At 40.3% G+C, this 25,799-nt stretch carries 22 protein-coding genes; 9 read left to right on the forward strand and 13 right to left on the reverse strand.

The window, feature by feature from the left end:
* The first annotated feature begins 124 nt into the window (after positions 1-124).
* The gene (locus NMK93_RS15540) at positions 125-1,081 is read left to right on the forward strand and encodes a ribose-phosphate pyrophosphokinase (protein WP_185213442.1); all 957 of its coding nucleotides are present in this window, start codon (positions 125-127) and stop codon (positions 1,079-1,081) included.
* A 173-nt stretch (positions 1,082-1,254) separates the two neighbouring features.
* Positions 1,255-1,851: a 50S ribosomal protein L25/general stress protein Ctc gene (locus NMK93_RS15545; RefSeq protein ID WP_185213441.1), complete on the forward strand. Its 597-nt coding sequence runs from the start codon at positions 1,255-1,257 to the stop codon at positions 1,849-1,851.
* Between the two features lie 87 nt (positions 1,852-1,938).
* Here NMK93_RS15545 and NMK93_RS15550 read toward each other — a convergent pair whose 3' ends face one another.
* The 7 genes from NMK93_RS15550 to NMK93_RS15580 form a co-directional block, all read right to left on the reverse strand.
* Positions 1,939-2,553, reverse strand: coding sequence for an SCO family protein (locus tag NMK93_RS15550; protein WP_214648472.1), 615 nt, complete (start codon positions 2,551-2,553; stop codon positions 1,939-1,941).
* 8 nt (positions 2,554-2,561) lie between these two features.
* Positions 2,562-3,326 (reverse strand): formylglycine-generating enzyme family protein, encoded by a 765-nt coding sequence (locus NMK93_RS15555; protein WP_254529486.1) that lies wholly within the window; start codon positions 3,324-3,326, stop codon positions 2,562-2,564.
* 48 nt (positions 3,327-3,374) lie between these two features.
* The gene (gene nirK, locus NMK93_RS15560) at positions 3,375-4,814 is read right to left on the reverse strand and encodes a copper-containing nitrite reductase (protein WP_254529488.1); all 1,440 of its coding nucleotides are present in this window, start codon (positions 4,812-4,814) and stop codon (positions 3,375-3,377) included.
* Positions 4,815-5,086: 272 nt separating this feature from the next.
* Positions 5,087-5,809 (reverse strand): iron-sulfur cluster repair di-iron protein, encoded by a 723-nt coding sequence (gene ric / locus NMK93_RS15565; RefSeq protein WP_185213439.1) that lies wholly within the window; start codon positions 5,807-5,809, stop codon positions 5,087-5,089.
* Positions 5,810-5,813: 4 nt separating this feature from the next.
* A complete protein-coding gene (locus tag NMK93_RS15570; protein WP_254529490.1) occupies positions 5,814-8,051 on the reverse strand; it encodes a nitric-oxide reductase large subunit in 2,238 nt (745 codons plus the stop codon).
* Positions 8,052-8,117: 66 nt separating this feature from the next.
* Positions 8,118-8,666 carry a plastocyanin/azurin family copper-binding protein gene (locus tag NMK93_RS15575; protein WP_254529492.1) on the reverse strand — a complete coding sequence of 183 codons (549 nt, stop codon included), beginning with the start codon at positions 8,664-8,666 and terminating at the stop codon, positions 8,118-8,120.
* Between the two features lie 238 nt (positions 8,667-8,904).
* Positions 8,905-9,882 carry a collagen-like protein gene (locus tag NMK93_RS15580; RefSeq protein WP_254529494.1) on the reverse strand — a complete coding sequence of 326 codons (978 nt, stop codon included), beginning with the start codon at positions 9,880-9,882 and terminating at the stop codon, positions 8,905-8,907.
* 159 nt (positions 9,883-10,041) lie between these two features.
* On the opposite strand from NMK93_RS15580, the gene pth reads away from it, so the two are divergent.
* The 3 genes from pth to NMK93_RS15595 all read left to right on the forward strand — a co-directional run bounded on the left by pth (position 10,042) and on the right by NMK93_RS15595 (position 11,669).
* A complete protein-coding gene (pth, locus tag NMK93_RS15585) occupies positions 10,042-10,605 on the forward strand; it encodes an aminoacyl-tRNA hydrolase (RefSeq protein WP_254529496.1) in 564 nt (187 codons plus the stop codon).
* A 78-nt stretch (positions 10,606-10,683) separates the two neighbouring features.
* A complete protein-coding gene (locus NMK93_RS15590; RefSeq protein ID WP_093101669.1) occupies positions 10,684-10,866 on the forward strand; it encodes a hypothetical protein in 183 nt (60 codons plus the stop codon).
* 17 nt (positions 10,867-10,883) lie between these two features.
* A complete protein-coding gene (locus NMK93_RS15595) occupies positions 10,884-11,669 on the forward strand; it encodes a prohibitin family protein (protein ID WP_185213436.1) in 786 nt (261 codons plus the stop codon).
* A gap of 72 nt (positions 11,670-11,741) precedes the next feature.
* Here the strand turns inward: NMK93_RS15595 and NMK93_RS15600 are convergent, their stop codons facing one another.
* Positions 11,742-13,679 carry a M56 family metallopeptidase gene (locus tag NMK93_RS15600; RefSeq protein WP_254529498.1) on the reverse strand — a complete coding sequence of 646 codons (1,938 nt, stop codon included), beginning with the start codon at positions 13,677-13,679 and terminating at the stop codon, positions 11,742-11,744.
* Between the two features lie 4 nt (positions 13,680-13,683).
* Positions 13,684-14,046 (reverse strand): BlaI/MecI/CopY family transcriptional regulator, encoded by a 363-nt coding sequence (locus NMK93_RS15605; RefSeq protein ID WP_185213434.1) that lies wholly within the window; start codon positions 14,044-14,046, stop codon positions 13,684-13,686.
* Between the two features lie 313 nt (positions 14,047-14,359).
* Between NMK93_RS15605 and NMK93_RS15610 the strand changes: the two genes are divergently transcribed.
* A complete protein-coding gene (locus tag NMK93_RS15610; protein WP_254529500.1) occupies positions 14,360-15,649 on the forward strand; it encodes a citrate synthase in 1,290 nt (429 codons plus the stop codon).
* A gap of 135 nt (positions 15,650-15,784) precedes the next feature.
* Here the strand turns inward: NMK93_RS15610 and NMK93_RS15615 are convergent, their stop codons facing one another.
* Positions 15,785-16,231 carry a T9SS type A sorting domain-containing protein gene (locus tag NMK93_RS15615; protein WP_254529502.1) on the reverse strand — a complete coding sequence of 149 codons (447 nt, stop codon included), beginning with the start codon at positions 16,229-16,231 and terminating at the stop codon, positions 15,785-15,787.
* A gap of 208 nt (positions 16,232-16,439) precedes the next feature.
* On the opposite strand from NMK93_RS15615, the gene NMK93_RS15620 reads away from it, so the two are divergent.
* Positions 16,440-18,380 carry a KUP/HAK/KT family potassium transporter gene (locus NMK93_RS15620; RefSeq protein WP_254529503.1) on the forward strand — a complete coding sequence of 647 codons (1,941 nt, stop codon included), beginning with the start codon at positions 16,440-16,442 and terminating at the stop codon, positions 18,378-18,380.
* 50 nt (positions 18,381-18,430) lie between these two features.
* Here NMK93_RS15620 and NMK93_RS15625 read toward each other — a convergent pair whose 3' ends face one another.
* Positions 18,431-20,122, reverse strand: a complete 1,692-nt coding sequence (locus NMK93_RS15625) for an amino acid permease (protein WP_254529504.1) — start codon at positions 20,120-20,122, stop codon at positions 18,431-18,433.
* A gap of 41 nt (positions 20,123-20,163) precedes the next feature.
* Positions 20,164-20,847, reverse strand: coding sequence for a hypothetical protein (locus tag NMK93_RS15630; protein ID WP_185213429.1), 684 nt, complete (start codon positions 20,845-20,847; stop codon positions 20,164-20,166).
* Positions 20,848-20,931: 84 nt separating this feature from the next.
* Here NMK93_RS15630 and tyrS point away from each other — a divergent pair, with 84 nt between their 5' ends.
* Entirely contained in the window at positions 20,932-22,212 is a 1,281-nt protein-coding gene (tyrS, locus tag NMK93_RS15635; RefSeq protein WP_254529505.1) for a tyrosine--tRNA ligase, read from the forward strand.
* 72 nt (positions 22,213-22,284) lie between these two features.
* Here the strand turns inward: tyrS and NMK93_RS15640 are convergent, their stop codons facing one another.
* Entirely contained in the window at positions 22,285-22,983 is a 699-nt protein-coding gene (locus NMK93_RS15640) for a DUF4397 domain-containing protein (protein WP_185213427.1), read from the reverse strand.
* A 212-nt stretch (positions 22,984-23,195) separates the two neighbouring features.
* Here NMK93_RS15640 and NMK93_RS15645 point away from each other — a divergent pair, with 212 nt between their 5' ends.
* Positions 23,196-25,799 carry a DNA translocase FtsK gene (locus tag NMK93_RS15645; RefSeq protein ID WP_254529506.1) on the forward strand — a complete coding sequence of 868 codons (2,604 nt, stop codon included), beginning with the start codon at positions 23,196-23,198 and terminating at the stop codon, positions 25,797-25,799.

Below are 25,799 nucleotides of genomic sequence, written 5' to 3' on the forward strand. Positions count from 1 at the left end.
TATTTTATATTCTGAAACATTTATCTAACTTTGCGGCTACATAAAGTTAACAGGCTCAAAAGAAGCTTTAAAATGCTGCAGAAATCGAAATATCAATATAAAAACCCCAATAAATCATTTCACCATGCCTTTGCAATTTAACACCGTAAAATTATTTGCTGGTTCAGGAACTTTAGAACTAGCAGGCAAGATTTCAAAATCTTACGGAAAACCCCTAGGAGACATGACTTTGTCGAAGTTTTCTGACGGCGAAATTCAACCATTCTACAACGAGTCCGTTCGCGGTAGTGATGTGTTTTTAATCCAATCTACCAATCAACCCACAGACAATCTATTAGAGTTATTGTTGATGATCGATGCAGCTAAGCGTGCTTCAGCGCATTACATCACGGTAGTTGTTCCCTATTTTGGGTATGCACGTCAGGATCGTAAGGACAAACCACGTGTTGCAATAGGAGCAAAAATGATCGCAAACCTAATCACTGCTGCTGGTGCACACCGCATCATGACCATGGACTTGCATGCTGCTCAGATCCAAGGATTCTTCGATATCCCTGTTGATCACTTAGATGGTGCCATTATCTTCGTTCCATATATCAAATCATTGAAATTGGAAAACTTGATGATCGCTTCTCCAGACATGGGTGGATCTTACAGAGCTCGTACTTTTGCTAAATTCTTCAATGCAGAGGTTGTTATCTGTGACAAACGCAGAAAACGTGCTAATGAAATTGAATCGATGTCCATCATCGGTGATGTTACAGGACAGGATGTGGTATTGATCGATGATATCTGTGACACTGCAGGTACGCTTTCAAAAGCTGCTGCCCTGATCATGGAAAATGGCGCAAGATCTGTTCGTGCAGTATGTACACATGCTGTATTATCAGGTAAAGCATATGAAACCATTGAAAACTCCGTATTATCAGAAATGATTGTTACCGATACGATCCAACTGAATCCGGAGAAGGCTGCTCAAAGCACAAAAATCAAGGTTCTTTCTACCGCAGATCTATTTGCAAATGCTATCAAGAATGTAAATGAACATGGTTCTATTTCGGATTTATTCGACGTTAAATAAACCATTATTCTCATAGAACAAGGGAAAGGATGCTTCAAAAAGGCATCCTTTCTTCTTTTTGGAGATGTAGCCCACAGATTAACAGCAATTTATTTTCGCATTAGGACCAAAAAATCTTTCAGCAATTCAATTTAATGATTATCTTTGCACCTCAAATTTTAATATATTAAAACATGAAATCAATTGCTATTAGCGGTTCTGCAAGACAGAACGTAGGGAAAAGAGATGCTAAGGAATTGCGTTACGAGGGAAAAATCCCTGCAGTTCTTTACGGTGGTAAAGAACAAACACATTTCTCGGTATCCGCAGCTGATTTGAAACCAGTTCTTTACACTCCAGAAGTTATCTTCGTAGAATTGGAAATCGGTGGCAAAAAATCAAAAGCTATCGTTCAAGAAGCTCAATTCCATCCATTAACTGACGAAGTTACTCACGTAGACTTCTTACAATTATTTGATGACAAAGAAGTTTCTGTGAACATTCCAATCAAATTGGTAGGTACTTCTCCAGGTGTTAAAATGGGTGGTAAATTAGTTCAAAAATTACGTAACCTTCGCGTTAAAGCTCTTCCTAACAACTTACCTCAAGAAATCGAGGTTCCTATGGAAGGTCTTGAAGTTGGTAAATCTTACCGTGTAGGCCAAGTAGCTTTAACTGATGCTAAAGTATTAAACAACGCTGACGATACGATCGTTTCCGTTACTATGTCACGTGCTCTTCGTCAAGCTGAGCAAGAAGCTGCGAAAGCTGCTAAAGGTGGTAAAAAATAATTTACTGGCACAGTATAAAAAAATTGAAGGCATCGAAATATCGATGCCTTCTTTGTTCAAACTAAATATATAAGAGTTAAATGTTTCCTAGATCTTGGATGCTTCTTTTTCAATAGCATCTATGGTTGGAGCATAATCGACCCCTAAACCTTCCTGTTGATAAACCAATTCGCCCTGAGCATTGAATAAGCTGATGATATTGGAATGCGAGAAATCAATTGGCGATATCTGTTTATAATTCACCGCCAAGGTTGCTGCAAACTCCCGGGTATCTTCCTCATTGGACCTCAGGAATATCCATTGCTCCCCATCCATTTCATTTTCAATGGCAAATTGCTTGAGCCTTTCCGGTGTATCGACCTTTGGATCAATACTGACCAATAAGAATTTGATCTTGTCCTTGTTCTTGGACTTCACCGTTTTTTCAATATGGCGCATATCGGCGACCAATCTTGGGCATGCAGCCTTACAGGATGTATAGATCATGACCGCGACCACGACATTTCCCTTTAGATCTTTCAGCTCCATTTCTTCCCCATTCTGGTTGGTCCAATGCGAGGGAAGGTTATAAACGGAGAGGTCAGAAAGAGAGTCCGTCAGGGTAGGCTGTTTGAGCTCTACCTGGGTACTCGTTTCAGGATTCTGGCAAGCTTGAGCCAATAACCCAAACGCAAACAAGGCCATTAATAAATTCTTCATCATATCATTATCTATTTTACATCTCTTGCGCAGCGAAAACCAAGGTTTCTACTGCTATAGGAAGCTTTCATGCTTCCCCGAAAAGCATAGCGCATAAATGCAGCGTAATTCATCAGGTCGGAGGCATTTACAGAAGCCCCTCCGCAGAACAGGTTCCCATCTTCCCCTTTATCCTTCCTGGACTCGCCAGTCAAAAAGATACTGTTAAAATCGGAAGTCCATTCCCAGACCAATCCATGCATATCATATACTCCCCAATAGTTCTTAAAGGTACTCCCGACTTCATTATTATAGGTCTTAGCCGTCTCATACCAACTTAGGATATATTGATTATAGGATTTTTTGGTCCTGGCATCCATGGTTTTGGCATCCGACATCGCGGCATATTCCCATTCATCCATGGTCGGCAAGCGCATCCCTTTACTTTCACAGAACTTTTTGGCAGCATACCAGGACACATTGGTCACTGGAGCCTTAGCCTTGGCCGGTGCATAGTCAAAATCAGACTTCCAATAAGCCAAGTAGCTTTTATCAGCAAACAATTTTTTGATCTGCGATTTGCTATAGCTTTTATTTGTCTCTAAAAATTCCAGGTAGTCCTGATTGGTGACAGGGAAGACATCCAGATAGAAAGCTTTCACTGCAACGGGACGCTTATCTGCAGTACCATATAATGGCACATAGCTACCCTTTTTGATCAGGACCATATCTTGTGCTTGGGCGGCATGAAAACTGAGCAGGCCCAACAGTAGATATCTAAAAATTTTCCACATCATCAATTCTCCTAGAGTCTGGCGAAGCTACATCACAGCTCCCAAACGATATTATTTTGCGCGACGATCCCTCACATTAATAGGAGTTACGAAAGTCTTATTATTGTCCCAATTGTTATATACATAGTTCAACACATCGGCAACTTCTTGATCAGACAAAGCCTGTCCTGGCATGACTGAGTTATATTTCTCGCCATTGACGGTTATCTCACCCTTCAAACCGAACAAGACCGCATCGATTGCTTTTTCTTTATTGTTGTTCAAGAAATCAGACTTTGCCAATGGAGGGAATACACCTTTGATCCCTTGTCCTTCACTCTGGTGACAAGCCAAACAGGTTCTGCCAAAGATTGCTTTTCCATCTGCAATGGATTGATTTGGTGTTTTGGCAATAACGGATGTTTTCCTAGCCTTTTTAGGCATATGTTGAATGGTACCTCCTTCTGGCAGATAGATTCCTTCCATGATTTTACCCGAATAGATCTGGTGGTTTTCTTCACCTTCCACTTTCAGCATACCCAAGGCACCTTTGTTGAAGGCACGGAATATGGAGTGATCCACCAACACCAGGGTACCCGGTACTTCGACCTTAAACTCTACCATGGCGGCACCACCTGCGGGAATCAGGGTTGTTTGGACATTTTCGTTGATCAGATCACCGCCTTCCACATGCACTCTATCAAATATTTCACCGATAACATGGAAAGAGGAAACTAAGTTAGGACCACCATTTCCAACGAAAAGACGGATGGTTTCACCAACTTTGGCCTGAAGGGCATTTTCATTGACCAAAGCACTTACATTACCATTGAAAACTACATAATCAGCTTCTTCTTTGATGGCTTTATTCATATCAAATGCCTGTAAGCCTTGCTCACCATAGGAACCTTCGGTGTAGAAATCACCCTGCATCACATAAAATTCCTTATCCACTGGAGGCAATCCACCTTCTGGTTCGACAAGGATCAAACCGTACATTCCATTGGCAATGTGCATACCTACAGGTGCTGTAGCACAGTGATAAACAAAAAGACCAGGGTTCAAGCATTTAAAGGAAAATGAAACCTCATGCCCAGGCGCAACCAATGAGGATTCAGCACCACCACCGGGACCTGTTACGGCATGTAAGTCAATATTGTGAGGCAGTTTGTTGTCGGGATGGTTTTTAAGCAAAAAGTCAACCTCATCCCCTACTCTGGCGCGAATAAACTGGCCAGGAACGGAACCTCCAAAAGTCCAATAGGTATATTTAACCCCATCGACCATCTCACCTTCTAATTCCAATATTTCAAGGCTTACTTTTAGTTTTGCAGCATCTCGTTTACCGACAGGTTTCGGCACTAAGGGTGGCGAAGTAAGCTCCGCTACGATTTCCCCTTTGACCGGAATCTTGGTCGTATCGATCTGTTTATTTTCTGCAGAATGCTTACAGGCAGTAAATGCCATGGTAACCCCCAATAGTATACTAAATAAAGTGACTTTGTTTTTCATGTTTCAGCATTATTGTTAATTTATCTTCCTCTTTCTTAATAATTAAAAATACCGCAAAATTGAGTGTTTTTAAATGACACTAACCATACAAAAAAGTGGCCTTCATTACATTTTCATGACAAAATTCCTGACGAAAATCATGCACCATAAAAGCTGGCTAAAAACGGAAAAAAGAGGCTTTGGGAGAGCCTCTTTTTTCAATAAAAAATTTATTCAACGGTGTTTAAGGATTTTTGCTGGCGCAAAAATTGAGTCAAAATTTATGGAGAATCTTATTTCGTATTTTCCTCTAATCGGATGGATTTGGGAAATAGGATATTGTTTTCTAAGTGTATATGTTTATGCAGATCTTGTTCAAAGTCGCGGAGCATATCAAAGGCAACACGATAGGTATTGCAGGCATCTTCTGGTGCAGTATAATTGTCTGTCAATTCAGCAATTTTTGCAAAGCGGCCACCTTCAGTTTCGTGTTCATGGATCATCATGCTGATCGGGTTCTGAACGGAGCCGAATCCTGGCTGAACATAGGCTGCTGGATTTGATTTTGTTTCCTCTAATTTTTCAATATATGGGAAAAGAATCTTTTCTTCTTTTTCCAAGTGATGACCTAGGTCCACCGCACTTTCTTCGAACAATTTATTGATTTCATAGAGTTCAGGATGTCTTTCACCATGTACACGAGCCACTTTATTTAGGTAAGCCAAAAGAACCGGTGTTTTTTCCCGCACATATCTATGATGTGTTTTTACGATATAGGATACCAATAAATCCGAAGGCCATGAATTGAAATCTATTTGCTCGCCGGCAGATTCATTCAATACATTGTTTAGGTCATCCAATAAGCTATCCTTATTGATCCCTTTTTTATCGGCAACTGTTCCAATGGCAACTTGGCCACCACAACAGAAGTCCATTCCATACTTGGTAAATACAGCAGCTGTTTTAAAATTCTTTGCCACAACATTACCGATTTTTTCATTTATTAAGTTTTCCATGATTTTATTGTTTATTATTTTTAAGTGTTAAATCAAATACAAACCAAGCACATGCAAATACCCCGATGGCAAAAATGATGTCCCCAGGGGTCCGCATCCATTTCAGGAATACCATACCAGGTTCTTGCATCAACTCGGCCGAACGGGCATACCACATACCCTGCCCAATACTTTCAATGGCTTGCCAGATTCCTACAGGCAGCAAACTGAGGAGCGCCATTCCCAGCAATCCGATATTTAAGCTCCAGAAACCGACCTTGATCAATTTATCATTCCATTTGACATCGCGATACAGGCTTCGAAGTACAAAAAGCATCAAACCAATCCCAAGCATTCCATAGACACCGAATAATGCGGTGTGACCATGTAAAGGCGTGGTATTTAAGCCTTGCACAAAATAAAGTGCAATTGGCGGATTGATGATAAATCCAAAGACTCCTGCTCCCAGGAAGTTCCAGAACGCAACGGAAATCAAGAAATAGATTGGCCATTTGTAATCTTCCAACCATTTTGTGGCTTTTGAAATCTTATAGTTATGGTAGGCTTCAAATCCAATGATGGTCAACGGAACAACTTCCAAAGCACTGAAGGTGGCACCCAAGGCCATAACTGCAGTTGGCGTTCCTGAGAAATATAAATGGTGAAAGGTTCCGAGGATACCGCCCGACAGGAATATGATGGTGGAGAACAATACACTGGAAGTTGCACTCTTAGGTTTCAATAATCCTAAGCGAACGAACAGGAATGCCATAACCACGGTTGCAAATACTTCGAAGAAACCTTCTACCCATAAATGCACTACCCACCAACGCCAATATTCCGCAATGGCTAAATTTGTCTGTCTACCCCACATCAGACCTGCTCCATAGAACAGGGCGATGGCCGAACAGGAAATAAGGAACATCACGATCAGGTTCTTTTCTTCGCCACCATTTTTCAAGATCGGCAACAATGGTCTCACCATTAAGGCTAACCAGACGAAGAGACCAACGAAAAGGAAAATCTGCCAGAACCTTCCTAGGTCCACATATTCATAGCCTTGATGGCCAAACCAGAAGTTTTGGACCAAGTCCAGTTTTTGCATGACACCGTACCATTGCCCAAACATGGAACCAACCACGATGATCAGTAGCGCGATAAAAAGAAAGTTCACGCCGAAGACCTGGAATTTAGGGTCCTTTCCGGAAACTGCTGGCGCAATGTAAAGCCCTGTAGCCAACCATGCGGTTGCAATCCAGAAGATGGCTAATTGGGTGTGCCAGGTACGGGTAACCGAATAAGGAAGGAATTGATCGATCGGAATTCCGTACAGCCCATCCCCTTCTACACCATAGTGAGCAGTGACAATCCCTAAACCGACCTGTACCAGCATCAAGAGACTGACTATCCAGAAGTATTTCTTCACCAACTTCATGGATGGTGTAACCCCCTGTCTCAACAAAGGATCTTCAGCTGGATAGAGCAGTTCATCTTCAGCCCCGGCCCTAACTTGCCATATAACCAAAGCACCCACACAAAAGATCAATAAGATGATACTTACTCCTGACCAAGCTAATAGGTCCATGGTCATTTCGTTGCCCACTAATTTTTCGTTAGGCCAGTTATGGGTATATGAAACCTTAGAATCGGGCCTTTCGGTCACGGTCGCCCAAGTAGCCCAGAAGAAAAAGGCATTCATCTTATGCATCCTTGCTTCATCCTTGATGGAATTCACCGGAATGGCATAATCCTTTCTCAACTGGTCGAATTTGGGATCATTGGTAAATAACCCTTTGTAATACTCAGAAAGTGCTTTGATGGCAGATACTCGATCAGAATCAACAGTAATGGTATTCCTAGCTGCATCGAAGGTATTCTTCCTGATCTTAGATTTTAAGCGGGTTGCCAACATGGCCTGTTGATCTTCGCCTATTTCATCATATGGTTTAGAAAATTCATTATTTGCATAGATGTCCAATATATGTAAGGCTTCGCGGTGCAACCAATCTGCAGTCCAGTCTGGAGCGACATAAGCACCATGCCCCCAAATGGAACCTACTTCTTGACCACCTATACTTTGCCAAATATTCTGTCCATCCTTAATATCTTGTTCCGTAAAAATAGTTTCTCCAGATTCATCGACGATTTTTTCTGGAATTGGCGGGGAAACTTGGTAGATCTCATAACCGTAGTATAGCAGTACTGAAAATGACAATACTACCACGAGGATAAAGGCCCACCATAATTTTTTCTCTCTTTTCATTCTTTAAAGGCTTTAGCATGATAAGATGGTCCCATAGCTTGGGACCATCCAAAAAATTGTTTCAAACTATTCGGCTATGATCTTTCCTTTCATTACCGCAAGGTGACCAGGAAATGAACAGATGAAATCATAGGTTCCTGGGCTTTCAAGTGTAAAGTCGATTTTGCTTTCTTCGCCACCGCCAATTAAATTGGTATGGGCTAGAACATCAGCTGTTGCAGGGACATAGTCTGTAGCTTGTGCCTTTATTGCCTCTTCTCCGAACTTAATGGGGTCAGTACCTAGTTTCAAAACAACCAAGTTATGTCCCATCACTTCTTTTTTCATGGTACCAACGTGCTTTAATGTAAGACTGATTGGCTCCCCGGCTTTGACATGTAATTCATTTACATTGAACTGCATTTGATCGTTGCTTTCTACCACAATGGTATTTGAAGTTGCGGGAGCAGCAGATTCAGGCCCAGCTGCAGGAGCAGGAGTTTCGGTTGCTGTTGCTTCGGTAGCATGTGAACTGTGATCGGTAGAATCAGATTTAGGTTGTTCTGAATTGCCACATGAAGCTAAAAATAAGCATGAGCATAATGCAAGAGTTCCAATGTTAAAGGTAGTTTTCATATAATGTGTTTTGTATTTAAGACAAAATTGTCTTTTTTATCCCTTGAAAAAAATTCCAACGGTCACATTTTTCAGTGATGCTAGTAATATTTTACTTTTATTCAACATTTAAGACCTAGATTGAGGCCATAAGATTGCAGCGCAATAGGAGGATTGGGCCATGAAAAAACCTTCAGGAAATTCACTGAAGGTTTGATTAGAAAGAAGTATTTATATTTTTCTGAATTCCAAAGGTCATTTAAGGATTTATCCTGAGCAAATCTTGAATGCTTCTACCAGCAGCCTGAATTTGAACGGCAGAACTCTCGGGGATATATTTGATAAGGACATCAAAAGTAGCGTTCTCCCGAAATTTATTGAATTCAACAGAATTGGCTTGGCCAGATGCAAGGATTTCATTGCCTTCCCATATTAACTGCAAAAAATTGTTTTTAGTGTCGGTATTAAACCCCACTTTAAAAGGGGATATCCGGTACTTTAAATTGATAGTGGGACTAACATAGTCTACATACTCCCCATTTTTCACGAGTTCATTCCATTCATAACGGAAGTAATTTGAATAGAACACTCCATTATCAAGGATGGGATCATTGTATCTCCAATATATAAAGCTAATTCCTTTATTGATGTTGACATTTCCCAAATTAATTTCATTATTTAAATAAGAGAAATTGGGTTTGGTCACATCATAATCCTCCCCTTCTTTTGCAGGAAGGGAGAACTTCACATTTTTAATCAGGAAAACATGTACACCTGAATTTTGAGCACTGGCTAAGGGATATGATGCGCCCCAGTTATCAAGGTTCTTAGGTCCGTGGATGGTTAATGTCGATAGATTAAAATATAGGTCCCCAACTTTACCAATGTTCATGGTTGGGACAACATTTCCACTTAACAAATTCAATCCATCTTTTCCATTTTCTCCAGCTTCCCCCTGGTCCCCTTTTAATGAGGTGGGATTGCCCCATGAATTTGCTGTTTTTGGTCCATAGATATTAGTAAGTGCTAAGTCTATATAATAATCACCTAAATTTCCCAGATTTGCTGCCGGAGGAGTAGTTCCGCTAAGGACCTTAGTTCCGTCCTCTCCTTTGATTCCCACTTCGCCTTGTTCACCTTTATCACCTTTGTCACCTTTTGGCCCTTGCTCTCCATCTTTAGAGCAGCCTAACATTATGGAGAAAACCACAATGAAGAAAAGTATTCTGTTTTTCATGTTATTAATAGTTAGATAGATACAAATATAATAATTAGGATAAATAATTAATATTGGGATATTATATTTCCCTGAAGACATTTTCAATCATGCGTTTCATATTTAGTTCTGCCTCTAATCTTTTTCATTCTGTTATAATTAAATCCTATTTTTGCAGGCATGAATTATCTGATAGTAGGATTAGGAAATATTGGAAGGGAGTATGCTGATACTCGGCATAATATAGGTTTTATGGTTGCAGACGAACTGGCAAATCAGGCCGGCACGTCTTGGTCAACCTTGAAACATGCTTATTACACTGAATACAAGCAAAGAGGTCACAACGTTTTTGTGATCAAACCTACGACCTTCATGAACCTGAGCGGAAAAGCCGTAAACTATTGGATGCAAGAGCTGAAGGTACCTATCCAGAATGTCTTGGTCATTGTGGATGACTTGGCCATTCCTTTTGGATCATTGCGTATCAAACCTAAGGGATCTGCAGCTGGACACAATGGCCTGAAATCCATTGAAGGGTCGGTGGGCGGACAACATTATGCACGATTAAGATTCGGTATCGGAGATAATTATCCCAAAGGAAGACAGGTAGACTATGTATTGGGTCCTTTTGACAAGGAAGAACAACGGGAATTACCCGCGCTGATCGAACATTCCGTAAAAATGGTGAACAGCTTTATCAATATCGGAATTGAGCTGACCATGACTAACTTGAACACAAAATAAATCCCGGACTCTTCCAGATTCCCTAAAGACTTAGGCATTTTTTTCGTATATTATTAGCATATTTACGCGACATAAATTATGGATAGAATACGACCTTTCATTACCATTCCGATCATCTTGGTTTTCTTTATATGGGGATCGACGCAGGCATTTCATTTATTGAGTGCGGCATCAGATTGGGATGTTTTTGTGGGCGTTTGTTTGGCTCTCTTGCTGATTGCCATTCTCTATAAGTTCATTATGTATATCTTAAAAAAATAGACCAACCAATTTTATTTATGAAAAGAAATCTTATTGCTTTGGGGGCAACCCTTATTATCGCTTTGCTAGTTTGGATCATTTGCACGGAAAGGATTGACGCCGGATATGAAGGTATCAAGGTCAAACTCTATGGTTCTGAAAAAGGTGTTCAGGATGTCAGTCTTGTTACCGGAAGGGTTTGGTACAATCCAGTCACTGAGTCGATCTATGAGTTTCCAACCTATGTTCAGACAGTCAACTACGAGAACTTTACGGTAAATGCCAAGGATGGTTCTGTCTTTACGGTCGACCCTACCCTATCCCTTCGCGTATTGACAGGCAGCTCACCGAAGATCTTTACCAAATATAGAAGACCAGTGGACGAGATATTAAACATGACTTTGGTGAATCACATCAAGGATGTGTATAGGATCGAATTCAACAAATATTCCACGGATTCCATCATCAGCAATCGTGAGAAGTTTGAAAATGGTGTACAGGATAAAATGATCAAGTTTTTGGAGGGTGAAGGCTTTATCTTGGAGCAACTGACTTCAGGTATACAGTATCCTGAATCGATCACCCAAGCTATCAATGCCAAAAATGCCGCCATACAGAAGGCACAACAGGCTGAAAACGAGCTGAAGGTCGTGGAAGCGGATGCCAGAAAAATGATCGTCCAGGCAGAAGCTGAAGCCAAGGCCAATCAATTGAGGCAGCAGACCTTGTCACCATTGCTGATTCAACAGCAGTTTATTGAAAAATGGGACGGCTCGACACCGCTATATGGCAACAGCCCTGTGATCTTTAAGGAATTGAAATAATAAAAAGGCAGCCCTAGGGTTGCCTTTCTTGCCTGATTTGATTTAGTAAATAATAATATTTAATAAAAGTCTTTATTTGGATTTTGTCCCAATGATCACCACTCCCTTTTCACCTTTTTTCCCATATAAGGCTTTGCCTCCTTGTGGATCCAACTGGTTCAAATATTCTATTTGATTATTATCCAATTTGTCAATAGCTTTCTTATTGGCGATCTTTCCATCGATGACAACAAGCTTATCCTTTAGTCCATCTTTGGATAATGTTCCTCTAACCATGGCAGCTCCAGGTTTGCTATTTTGAGTATGTCCAGGATTACTTATGATTACTTGTGTTATCTCAGAGTCTGGCTCGCCTTTTACAGTCATTCTCGCAGGTTCAGAACCTGGTTCTCCTTTTACAGTTATTCTTGAAGGTCCAGAGGCAGGTTGGCCTTTAACGGTGATCCGAGGTTCGGAAACAAGTTTCCCAGAGAAAGTTGTTGATTGGAGATTGTTTTTCCTTGCAAATTCTTTTGTTGTGAACTTGATGGTTGGTTTCCCACCATTGGAATCCTTCATAATATGAACATTCTCCAATTCATTTGGGTTCAGTTTTTTATACTCATCGTGATTGGACTCTTTTTCATCAATGATAATTTTCGTGTCCTTTGGGATTCCTTGGAGCTGGACTTTTGTAATGACCTTTACAGGCACTGAGTCTGTATCAATAATATTATTCGCCTTCATACCTATAAATTCACCACTAAGCTCTTTGGGGCCTTGAGGACCTTTCCCATCGTCTTCTTTCTTGGTTTCGATAACAATTACTCCGTTTTTGGCCTCTTCACCATAACTTTTTGCATCAGCACCTATTAGAACCTTCGAACTTTTAATGGATTTAGGATTAATCGCGTCTATATTGAAGTTTATAGGTAATTTTTCACCATCAAGTATCACTAAAGGACGCTTACTCGGAGTTATATCAACAAAACGGATAGTTCCGCCAGACCTAGGCTTACCTTGAATATAGTCTGCAAATGCCCTGGTATTTATATCTTTGATGGAATCAAGGTATGTCGTATCTTTTCTAGGATGCTGAATCATGACCTTTTTGATCTGTTGATTGAGGTCAGTTTCATTCAAAGTGACCACGACACGTTCAATTTTTGCTTCTGCCTGGTTTACCGTAAAGGTAATACCGGCAATGATCAGGACGGGCAACAGGAATACATACTTTCCAAGTTGCAGTCGGGATGATCGTTTTTTGTTCATCATCATAATGCGCTTTTTTAAGGTTTTAAAATTAAACTGATTGCTGATGCCGACCGAAGCACCCTGCTTGGTGACATTCAGCAACGAGTATTGATAGGTCTGTCGGTCCACACCCTTATCCAGAACTTGTTGATCAGTCAAGAATTCTAGATTTTGACGTACGGCTTTGCGCATGTACCATACGAAGGGATTAAACCAACAGCACAACAACACTATTTCAAACAACAGAACATCGACGCTGTGATGGCCTTTCACATGTACCTGTTCGTGCTTGAAAATATCATATAGCTCCAGATCCTGGTGCTGCTCTTTGTGCAGATAGATTTTATTGAAGAAGGAAAACGGTGTGATCGGGAAAATGACATTCCTGAAGATATAATCTCGCCATTGAGATGGTTTAGAATGCCAATGGATACGCAATAAGCTTCCGAGCTGTATCAGCAGCCTGGTCAATAGGATCAATCCTCCTATGGCTAGCAAATAAACCAAAAGGTCGCTCAGGTAAAACCCTCCTTCTTCTTTACTGTCCTCCAACAATGGAAAGTATTCCATGATAATCCCCTGTGGGATTGTAATGCTCTTGGCAAACCACGCTTTGACGTCCAAGAACGGATAAACAAAGGCATAGATGCTCCCGAAGATAAAATAAACCCTATTGAGACGGTAGAAGGTGAGGTTCTTCAAAAGTACTTGGTACCCTAAATAGAATAAGGCCAGCAGCAGGTTTACTTGGATGATATAGGTCAGTAGAGCTTCCATGCGATTAGGATTTATTGTTCTTGATCATGTCCATGATTTCTTCCAATTCCTTTTGGCTTAGCTTCTCTTCTTTCACGAAGAAAGAAACCATTTCTTTATAGGAATTCCTGAAATAATCTCCTACAAAGGAATTCATGAATTTAGCTTTGTATTCCTCTGCATTTAATATGGGTTCATATCGCTTTGCATTGGCATATTTGACCGCCTTTACAAAGCCCTTCTTTTCTAGATTGCGGATAGTGGAAGCCAAGGTCGTGTAAGGCATCTCTTTGTCTTTCAAATTATCCAAAATCTCGCGGACAAATCCTCCGTTTAATTGCCAGATTGACAACATGGCTTCTTCTTCTTGTGCGGTCAGTTTTTCCATTGCTCTACGTATTTATCACTAAATTACGAACTTTTCGTAGACTTCCAAACTATTTAACATATTTTATCTGTTTGGCTCACTGGAAATGAACGGATTAGGCTGCCTATTTAGTTAAAAAAGGAGAATTAGGGCTATGCGAACAAAGATTTGTCCTGATTGGACAAGTAATCTAATTAATACACATAAATTGTCTTAAAATGACTGTTTTGTGTCATAATTATTCATATTATACATCTGAAAATAGAAATCAATTTTATACATTTGTAAGAATACGATAAAAGTATAAAACACAAATAATACAAGAAATTTGATTATGTCTGAAACTGCATCTATTAACTTAAATGGGTCTACATATGAAATGCCTGTTATCACAGGAACAGAAAATGAGAAAGCCCTAGATATTTCAAAATTAAGAGATTCTTCTGGATACATTACATTAGATCCAGGATTCAAAAACACAGGTTCTACAAAGAGCGCCATCACTTTCTTAGATGGAGAAAAAGGTATCCTTAGATATAGAGGATACGCGATTGAAGATTTAGCAGAAAAATCAACTTTCTTGGAAGTAGCTTATCTATTGATTTATGGCGAGCTACCGACAAAAGACGTATTAGAGAAATTCCGTTCCGATATCAGGGCGCAGATGATGATCCACGAGGATATGAAAAACTTCTTCGCAGGTTTCCCATCGAAGTCTCATCCAATGGGTCAATTATCTTGTTTAGTAGGTGCATTGTCATCTTTCTATCCAGAGTCCCTAAACCCTAACCAAACGGAAGAGGAAGAAAATAAAACGATCATCAACCTTTTGGCTAAGATGCCTACGATCGTTTCATGGATCCAAAAGAAATCATTAGGTCATCCGGTGGTTTACCCTAAGAATAACTTCGGTTATATCGAGAACTTCCTGAACATGATCTTTGGTGAAGTAAACCAAGACAAAACATTCGATCCTTTGGTAATCGATGCGATGCATAAATTATTGATCTTACATGCTGACCACGAACAGAACTGTTCTACATCAACGGTAAGAATGGTTGGATCATCCAATGCGAACATGTACGCTTCTATCTCTGCCGGTATCAATGCCCTATGGGGTCCATTGCATGGCGGTGCTAATCAAGCAGTAATTGAAATGCTTGAGGCTATCAAAGAAGATGGCGGGGATGCCGATAAATATTTAGCAAAAGCGAAAGACAAGAACGATCCTTTCCGTTTGATGGGATTCGGTCACCGTGTGTACAAAAACTTCGACCCACGTGCGAAGATCATCAAGAAAGCTTGTGACGATGTATTGGAAAAATTAGGTGTTCAAGATCCTGTATTGGATATCGCAAAGCGTCTTGAAGAAGCTGCCCTGAATGACCAATTTTTCATTGACCGTAAATTATATCCAAACGTTGACTTCTATTCTGGTATCATCTACCGTGCATTAGGATTTAACTCGGATATGTTCACTGTATTGTTCGCTTTAGGCCGTCTACCAGGATGGATCGCGCAATGGAAAGAAATGCGTGATAACAAAGAACCTATCGGACGTCCAAGACAAGTATACATTGGCGAGAACCTTCGTCCATATGTAGAGATCTCAGACAGAAAATAAGAAGAAGAAATTCATAATAAAAAGCCCAACCATCGAAAAGACGGTTGGGCTTTTATATTGAATGTCAATAAATTTCTACAGCAATTAAAAAGGCTCCAGAATTGGAGCCTTTAATATTTTATATAAATCTTTGGATTATTGTCTGATTGAAATACGCTTAACGATTGTTTCTGAGCCCCCAGACACTCTTACGAAGTAAAAACCTTCGGAAAGTTTCTGTTGGGTATCAAAACTTAAGTTCTGCATCCCTGCATCTAAACTACCATTGTGTAGACTTAAGACTTCATTTCCAAGGGCATCCATTACTTTTATCGTAATATTATTTACCTTTGCGAGCTTAAAAGTTACAGAGATTTGTTCTGAGATAGGGTTGTAGAAGACTTTAACATTATTGATAAGCTTGTCATTGTCTTCTTCTTTCGCCTTAATCAAATCAAATGAAGAAGGTTCAAGTGTTGAAAAACTGGAATAATGTGGGGTTGAAACTTCTGAATTAGAAGCCTGCGCAGTGCCTCCTAAGCCGACTAATAGGCATAGGGAACAGATAGCAAGGTGTGATATTTTTCTAAATTCTAATTTCATGTTTCAATATGGATACTCGATAAAGGTTATGGTTTAATCAAATGTAAACAATAATTCGAGAAATCCTAATACAAAAGTAATTAATTTTAGCTTTTTTTCTGGAGTTTTTTATGGCCTTTAACAATTTTTAACAAGAAAATACGTTGTCGCATTAAAAGTTGTAATTTCGCCTCTAATTTTAGACAAGATATCAAACATAATTAAATATATGTCAGGAGATCATAAACAAAACCTACAGCGCCTAAGCTGGACAGGTTTATTAATCAGTCTAGGTATCATTTTCGGTGATATCGGTACTTCTCCCCTCTACGTTTTCAAAGCAATTTTTAACAAAGGTGAAATTCAAGAAATCATGATCTATGGCGGTCTATCGTGTATTTTTTGGACCCTTACCTTGCAGACCACCGTTAAATATGTCATCATTACCTTAAATGCGGACAACAAAGGTGAAGGCGGGATCCTATCCCTCTATTCCTTGGTCCGAAAGAAAGCGAAATGGTTGATCATTCCGGCCATCATCGGGGGTAGTACCCTGTTGGCCGACGGGATGATCACTCCTGCGATCACGATCTCATCAGCTGTTGAAGGATTAGCTATCAAAACCCCAGGTTTTCCGACCATACCAGTCGTTGTTCTCATCATTTCCCTGCTATTTATCATCCAACGTTTCGGAACGAATATCGTAGGTCGGGTCTTTGGACCATTAATGTTCATTTGGTTCACCACAATTGGGGTTTTAGGATTTTCATACTTAGGACATAATCCAGAAATCTGGAAAGCTATCAATCCATATTATGCCTATCAATTATTGGCCAACTATCCCAATGCTTGGTTCATCATAGGTGCAATTTTCCTATGTACCACGGGAGCTGAAGCGCTTTATTCAGATATGGGTCACTGTGGAAAATCAAATATCCGTATCAGTTGGATCTATGTGAAACTGATGTTGATATTCAACTATTTCGGTCAAGGAGCTTGGTTATTGGAGCATGTTGGAACCCAGATCGGTGAGGTCAATCCTTTCTATGCGATCATGCCAGATTGGTTCATTATATGGGGAGTAACCATTGCAACCATAGCGGCTGTAATTGCCAGTCAAGCCATGATTTCAGGATCTTTTACCTTGATTGCTGAGGCTGTACGACTAAATATTTGGCCTAAGGTTGCTATCCGATATCCAAGTGACCATAAAGGTCAGATCTATGTGCCTTCGGTAAACCTGATCCTATATCTGGGCTGTATGCTGATCATCCTGATCTTCAGGGAATCCAGCAATATGGAGGCAGCCTACGGTCTTGCCATTAACCTGACCTTCATCATGACGACCATCCTGATGACCGTATTCATGATCAGAAAACGCATCAACCCAATCCTGATTGGCTTATTCGCATCGGTTTACACTGTCATCGAACTAGCCTTTTTAGTGGGTAATATCAGTAAAATTGCACATGGTGGTTGGTTGACCCTATTGCTTGCATTAACCTTGTTCATAGTGATGTACAGCTGGTATGGTGCAAGGAAGATCAAGAACAGATTTGTCAAATTCGTCAATATCCAAGACTACTACCCTATCCTATCTGAACTTAGTGAGGACAAAACGGTCCCTCAGTTTTCATCTCACCTGGTTTATTTGACCAGTGCAAATAACCTAACGGAGGTAGAGGCTAAGATCACCTACTCAATCATCAACAAGAAGCCCAAACGTGCCGATGTGTATTGGTTGGTTCACGTTGATGTAATGGACAACCCACATACAAGGGAATATAAAGTCACCCAATTGATCCCTGGTAAGCTTATCCGGATAGACTTTCATTTAGGTTTCCGTGAGGAGCAGAAGATCAGTTTATTGTTCCGTAAGGTTGTGGAAGATATGGTAAACAAGGGTGAGATAGATATCACAAGTAATTACGAAACCTTGAAGAAACATAATATTCCAGGTGATTTCAACTTCGTAGTATTGGAAAAAGTGATTTCTAAGACCCACTTCTTGAAATGGAATGAAAAGATAATCCTTGAGATCTATAAGATCCTGAAGAAATTCAGTCTTTCCGAGGAGAAAGGATTTGGACTCGACAGTAGCTTCGTAACATTGGAGCGGGTGCCACTGACCATTCCAAACACGGGAGAAGTAAAACTTACTAGATTATAAAAAAAGGCTGCCAATGATTGGCAGCCTTTTCTAATGCTTTTTATCTCGATCTATTTTGTGTCGATATTTCTCAACTTGGAGTTTCTATAGCCATAACCAAAATATATCGCTAAACCACCCAGTAACCACAGGATAAAGATAATCCAGTTACTCGCCCCTAATTCAGACATCAGGTAAAGGTTTACCAAGATTCCAATGACCGGCAGTAATGAAAAGTTATATTTAAAACTCAACACACTCAACACCAACCAAGCCAACCAAAATACGATCACTAAAGATTTATGCAAAAGAATCGCTGAGGACCCCATACTCATCCAATCTGAAATGGACTCTCCACTAAACTTAACAGCGAGTATCAAGCCAATAATTAACCCAATACCTACGATGTATTTCCCATTGACATATGGCACTCTAAACTTAGAACGTTTGGATAAGCCGGAATGATCCATATACAACACCCCGCAACACACTAGGATAAATGCGAAGAAAGTACCTACAGAGGTCAGATCGACAAAGAAATCCATCTTGAAGAACAATGCTGGGACAGCCACCACGATACCTGTCACGATCGTTGCAAAAGAAGGCGTTTTATATTTTGGGTGAATAGTTGCAAACTTCTTCCATAACAACCCGTCCCTACTCATGGTCATCCAGATCCTTGGTTGAGCCAATTGGAACACAAGCAAAGCACTCGTAATCGCAATTACGGAAGTAACCGAAATAATCCCGGCCATATGATCGAAGCCTACGTATTCGAATACATATGCCAATGGATCCTTCACATTCAACTCCTTATAATTCACCATTCCTGTCAATACAAGTGTGATCGCCACGTAAAGCACCGCACAGATCAACAAACAATAGATCATCGCTTTTGGAAGGTCCCTTTGGGGGTTCTTGCACTCCTCTGCTGTTGTTGAAATGGAGTCAAAACCGATAAAAGCAAAGAATACTGCTGCTACCCCACTCATTACACCTCCTAAACCATTCGGGGCAAATGGAGTCCAGTTCTCCGGTTTAACAAAGAAAATACCGCCGATAATCACCGCGAGGATAATCCCGATCTTGATCAGCACCATGATATTACTGGCTTTCCGGGATTCTTTAATACCGATATACACCAGCCAGGTCACCAGGAAAGTGATCAATCCAGCAGGCATGTCAAATATAATCGGGATATCCAAGATCCTTGGCGCAGTGTCATAGGCCTGCAGAGCAACCTTATCGATTTTCTCCAAATTCTCTATCCCTACTTCCAGGAACTTCTGATGCGCATCTAGGGCATAACCTGGCGCCATGGTCATCCATTTGGGGAGATGTATCCCAAAGCCTTCCAGCATGGACACAAAATACTGCGACCATGATATGGCCACTACCATATTGGATACGGCATATTCGAGCACCAGGGCCCAGCCAATTATCCAAGCAAACAATTCACCAAATGCCACATAAGCATAGGTATATGCACTACCGGAAACCGGTACGGTACTCGCAAACTGAGCATAGGAAAGAGCAGTAAACACACAGGCAAAAGCCACAAAAACGAAGAGCAGCGAAACAGCCGGTCCTCCATTGTAGCTAGCCAAACCTATGGTACTGAAAATACCAGCCCCTACGATGGCTGCAATACCAAGGGAAACTAAATCTCGAACTCCTAAAATTTTTGCTAATCCAGAACCACCATGTTCAGCGTCTGAAAGAATTTGATCTACGCTTTTCTTTCGGAAAAGTCTATTAGCCATATTAAGTTAATTTATTGGACAAGTAACAAAAGTGAAAAAAATTATGACAAATACGTCAAGTTATCCTGAATATATGTGTAGATATCCTTGAAGTCCTTCATATCTTCATGGCAATAATCGACCAAGACCTCGGTCAATCCTTCATGTATTCCCTTTGGGGTCTCAAAGGTCCAGATACGTTTTGAAATATTGATCAGTGGCTTTGAAATCTGATCAAGATCTTTATAATCAAAAATATACTTCCATGCTAGGAATTTATCATAAAAGGCAACAAACCCATCAATATCTTCAACACCGATGGTTTTCAAATAACTTTTCATAATTGGTTTGTGAACATTTTCCAGGTGTTCATATAATCTCGAAACATTGACAAGCTGATGCTTGATCAACAGATGGTCTAGCATCAATTCTACTGCGATATGCGCCATGAAAGTCCCACGGATCGGCGTACCTTCCAATACAGGGTCCAGCTTACGTCTCAGGTGATGGCAATGGTTCAAAAAGAACTCACTGCTATGGAATAACTTGTCCACCTCCACATGCCGATACCAACCTTCGGATATTTCCATGGTCAGGGGATGGGCAAAAAGCTGTTCCTCGAATTTTTGGGGATGAAAGATATAGGACTTATCTACATTCTTCAACAAGTCAGGCAACAAAGAGCCAAGAACACGCTCAGGGATAGTTGCAAACCTTTCAAAATAGAAATGTGAGAGAAAATTCATCCGCTATATCAAACAATAATTATCTGAAAGATACAGTTTAATCTCGTATCTTTGCAACTTAAATAAAAATCTTAAGGGTATATTATGAACTTTGTAGAAGAACTACGCTGGAGAGGCATGCTTCAAGACATCATGCCAGGAACAGAAGAATTGTTAAACAAAGAACAAGTAGCGGGATATATCGGCTTCGACCCGACAGGCGATTCTCTACATGTTGGTCATTTAACTCAAATCATGACCCTGATCCACTTTCAACACGCAGGCCACAAACCTGTTGCCCTTGTTGGAGGTGCTACAGGTATGATCGGAGACCCTTCATTCAAATCAGCTGAACGTAATCTTCTTGATGAAGCTACGTTAGCTCACAATGTTGCATCCCTGAAACATCAATTGACCAAATTCTTAACATTTGGCGAAGGTGAAACAGATGCAAAAATGGTGAACAACTTCGATTGGTTCAAGGACTTCAGTTTCTTGGATTTCATCCGTGACGTTGGTAAGCTGATTACCGTGAATTATATGATGGCCAAAGATTCTGTAAAGAAACGTTTGGAAGGCGAAAACGGCCTTTCCTTCACTGAGTTCTCCTATCAATTAATTCAAGGTTATGACTTCTATTATCTTTGGAAAAACCAGAACTGCAAAATCCAAATGGGTGGTTCTGACCAATGGGGCAACATCGTTACAGGAAGTGAAATCGTTCGCAGATTAGAACAAGGGACTGTTTTCGGATTAACTACGCAATTGATCAAAAAGTCTGACGGACAGAAGTTCGGTAAGACAGAATCAGGGGCAGTATGGTTGGACGCTAAGAAAACCTCTCCTTATAAATATTATCAATTCTGGTTGAATGCTTCTGATGATGACGCTAAAAACTGGATCAAGATCTTCACCTTGAAAACCAAGGAAGAAATTGATGCCATTATCGCTGAACATGATGCAGCACCACACTTGAGAATTGTTCAAAAGGCATTAGCTAAGGACATCACAACACGTACGCACTCTGAACTAGACTACGAAACAGCGGTTAAGACTTCGGAATTCCTTTTTGGAAACGGAGACCTTTCTTTCCTAGCTAACTTAGACCATGATGCCGTACTTGAGGTATTCGATGGTGTTCCTCAATCCAACTTGGAAAGGGCAAAATTAGCCGAAGGCATCAACATCTTGGATCTACTGGTTGAAACACAGGTTTTCCCTTCCAAGGGTGAGGCTAGAAAAATGTTGCAAGGTGGTGGAGTTTCCTTGAACCGCGAGAAATTAACAGACATTGAATTGCTAGTAAACACCAGCAACCTAATCAATGACAAATACTTAATTGCTCAACGTGGTAAGAAAAACTACTACTTGATCACTGTAGCATAAAGATCAAGCTATATCAAAAAGAAAGCCCGTAATCGACTTGATTATGGGCTTTCTTTTTGACCTCCAATCCGATTAGAGTTCCAATATTTTATATTTTATTTCCCTTTTTTCCGCATTTTCCTGTTGATCGGAGTACAATACGATCGAAAAAACGGCGCGATCTTTTCCATCTAAATTTATTTCAATATTATCATATTTACGGTCGGTGGAGCTGATTTCAAACTTAAAATCTTCCTTTGAGGAGTATTCATTCAATCCGAAGACTCTATCCTCCATATCATGGGTCACTTTTGAATTCAGGTATTGAAAGTCCAATTTAAGTTTAGAATCTGACACCAGGTTTACCAGCCTAACTTTCATCTTACCAGTTTCAGGCTTAATCACATCATCCTCTGTTACAAGCGGTTCCCTTTTGTTAGTACCATAAAAAAAGTATGAGTAAATTTTTGGACTCTGAAAAACTTTCTCTGTGGCATACAAAACATCTCCCTTTATTGTTTTCAGCTCCAACGATCTTTTTCCTGGAAATAAAGTACGGTGGTTAAGGTATCCTCCTGTGCTAAAATTCTCGTCGTCCTTATTGATTAATTTCCCATCGATCAAAAGCTGTAGGTTACTTGTTCCTTCGATGGCATTGAAAGCAGCAATACCTGAAAAACTATCGCTGTCCAGATTTTCTGGCCCAACGCCATCATCCTTGGCACAACCTTGCATAAAAATCGTAAAACAAAGCGCTAATACAGGCAGCAAATATTTATTTCTTGGAAACATACTTCAAAATTCTTTATATTCAAAGATACAACGAATTTGGAGAGCTTATTGCTACAGCTCCATGAATTCAAATCAATGAACTATTTATGCATTAGCTTTGTCGATTTCAATTGTTTTTAACATGACATGATACCATGTTGTGTTATGACCTACACAATGGAATCCTAAAAGTTTTTTTTAAGTTTGTACTAACGTAAATCACGTCATAATTAATGGCTAAATTAAATACATTTAAAAACGGTAGTGGTAGCACTGGGACTAAGAAGACGAAGAACACTACTATTTCCTATCAAAAAAGAGCAAAAACCAAGTCTTTTGACCAATTCAACTTTTCGGAAGGTCAGAGAAAGGCTCTAAAAATATTAGGCTTATTTCTTCTTTTGCTCGCTGGTCTATTCACCGTTGCATTTGTTTCCTATTTGTTCACTTGGCAATCTGACCAAAGCTACATCGCCCAAAGCAATGGCGGATGGAGCACTTTGATGCAAACTACCGAAGAAATCCATGATGAAACCATTGAAACACCAATCGTTCAGAATAAACTCGGAAAGTTCGGAGCCCTATTAGCCAATCAATTTATCTATGAGTGGTTTGGCGTCGCTTCCTTTCTATTTATTTTGGTCTTATTTGTTATCGGTTACAAGTTCCTTTACAAAAGATCGATCCTTCCTGTTTGGAAAACCGTGATCTACTCCCTTGTAGCTATTATCCTCTTGTCAATTACCCTTGGTTTCGCCCAAGATTTTATATCCAATACACCCCATATCCTTGAAGGTAAATTTGGTTTCTGGACCAACCAGATCCTAAAAAATCAAATCGGAACCGTAGGGACAGGCGGCTTGCTCGTATTTATTTTCTTGACAGCCTTGGTATTGCTGTACAACTACGACTTAAGATTCTCATTCCAGTCCTCCAAAAAACAATTGGAAGACGAGGATGAAGAATTTGAAGAAGATGATCAAAATTATACCACGGTCAACAATAAGATCAAGGCCAATACACAGCAAAACATCGCTACGGATACCTATGCTGTACCTGATGAGGAAGAAGAAGAAATTGGCAGTGTAGATTTCACGTCCAACAAAGAAGAGGACAATTCGGTATCTCTTCCATTGAATGTGAATGCTATCAAGCCCAACACAAACTTTGTTGAGAACCAGGAAAAAGAAATCGAGCTCAGCATTGATCCCCCTCCTGCTCCAGTAAAGAAATCTGAAGAGGTTGCAGAACCTGCTCTTACTGTGGAAAGAGTCATTGAAGAAAAACCGATTTCAGCCAATGACTTAGTGGAGAAATTTGGTGAATATGATCCTAAACTCGACCTTTCAGGATACCAATACCCCGGTTTAGATCTATTGAAAGATTATGGCTCCGGTAAAATCACGATCAACCAACAGGAGCTTGAAGCCAACAAAAACAGAATTGTTGAAACGCTTAGGAACTACAGCATTGAAATCGAACATATCAAAGCGACCATCGGACCAACGGTGACCTTATATGAAATCATCCCAAAACCGGGCGTTCGTATTTCTAAAATCAAGAATTTGGAGGATGATATTGCCCTTAGTTTAGCAGCCTTGGGTATCCGTATCATTGCACCAATGCCGGGTAAAGGAACGATTGGTATTGAGGTACCAAGCTCCACGCCTGAAATGGTATCGATGCGTTCTATCTTGACCACCGAGAAATTCCAGAAGTCAGATATGGACTTACCTATCGCTTTAGGAAAAACCATTTCCAATGAGGTATATATTGCCGATTTGGCAAAAATGCCGCACTTATTGGTAGCGGGTGCAACAGGCCAGGGTAAATCGGTTGGTATCAATGCGATTTTAACTTCGTTGCTTTACAAGAAGCATCCAGCCGAGTTAAAGTTTGTCCTGGTCGACCCTAAGAAAGTAGAGTTATCCTTATTCAAGAAAATCGAAAGACATTTCTTGGCAAAACTGCCTAATGAGGATGAACCAATCATCACCGACACGAAAAAAGTAATCAACACCTTAAATTCCCTTTGTATTGAAATGGATCAACGTTATGACCTATTAAAAAATGCACAGGTAAGGAATTTAAAGGAATATAATGCAAAATTTATCAATCGTCGATTAAACCCTGAGGAGGGTCATCGATTCTTACCATTTATAGTTCTTATAATTGATGAGTTTGCCGATTTGATCATGACTGCCGGTAAGGAAGTAGAAACTCCTATTGCTCGTCTTGCTCAGTTAGCCCGTGCCGTGGGTATCCACTTGGTCATTGCAACACAAAGACCTTCCGTGAATATCATTACAGGTACCATCAAAGCTAACTTCCCAGCTCGACTTGCTTTCAGGGTACTTTCGAAAACCGACTCAAGGACCATCTTGGACAGTGGCGGTGCCGACCAATTAATTGGTCGTGGTGACATGTTGCTTGCAACAGGTAGTGACCTTATCCGTATCCAATGTGCCTTTGTCGATACACCTGAGGTGGATCAGATTTCTGATTTCATCGGATCGCAACGTGGTTATCCATCCGCCCACCTATTACCAGAGTACATTGATGAAAATGGTGAAGGTTCCGGCTTAGCGGATTTCGACATGTCCGATAGAGACCAGTTGTTTGAAGAAGCTGCAAGGCTGATCGTCATGCATCAACAAGGCTCAACATCATTGATTCAGCGCAAATTAAAATTAGGTTATAACCGCGCTGGTAGGATCATCGATCAATTGGAAGCTGCAGGTATTGTAGGTCCTTTTGAAGGAAGTAAAGCACGCGAGGTGCTCTATCCCGATGAATACTCATTGGAACAATATTTGGAAACATTAAGAAAAGATTAA

Origin of the sequence: Sphingobacterium sp. LZ7M1, from assembly GCF_024296865.1 — a bacterium.
Taxonomy (GTDB): domain Bacteria; phylum Bacteroidota; class Bacteroidia; order Sphingobacteriales; family Sphingobacteriaceae; genus Sphingobacterium.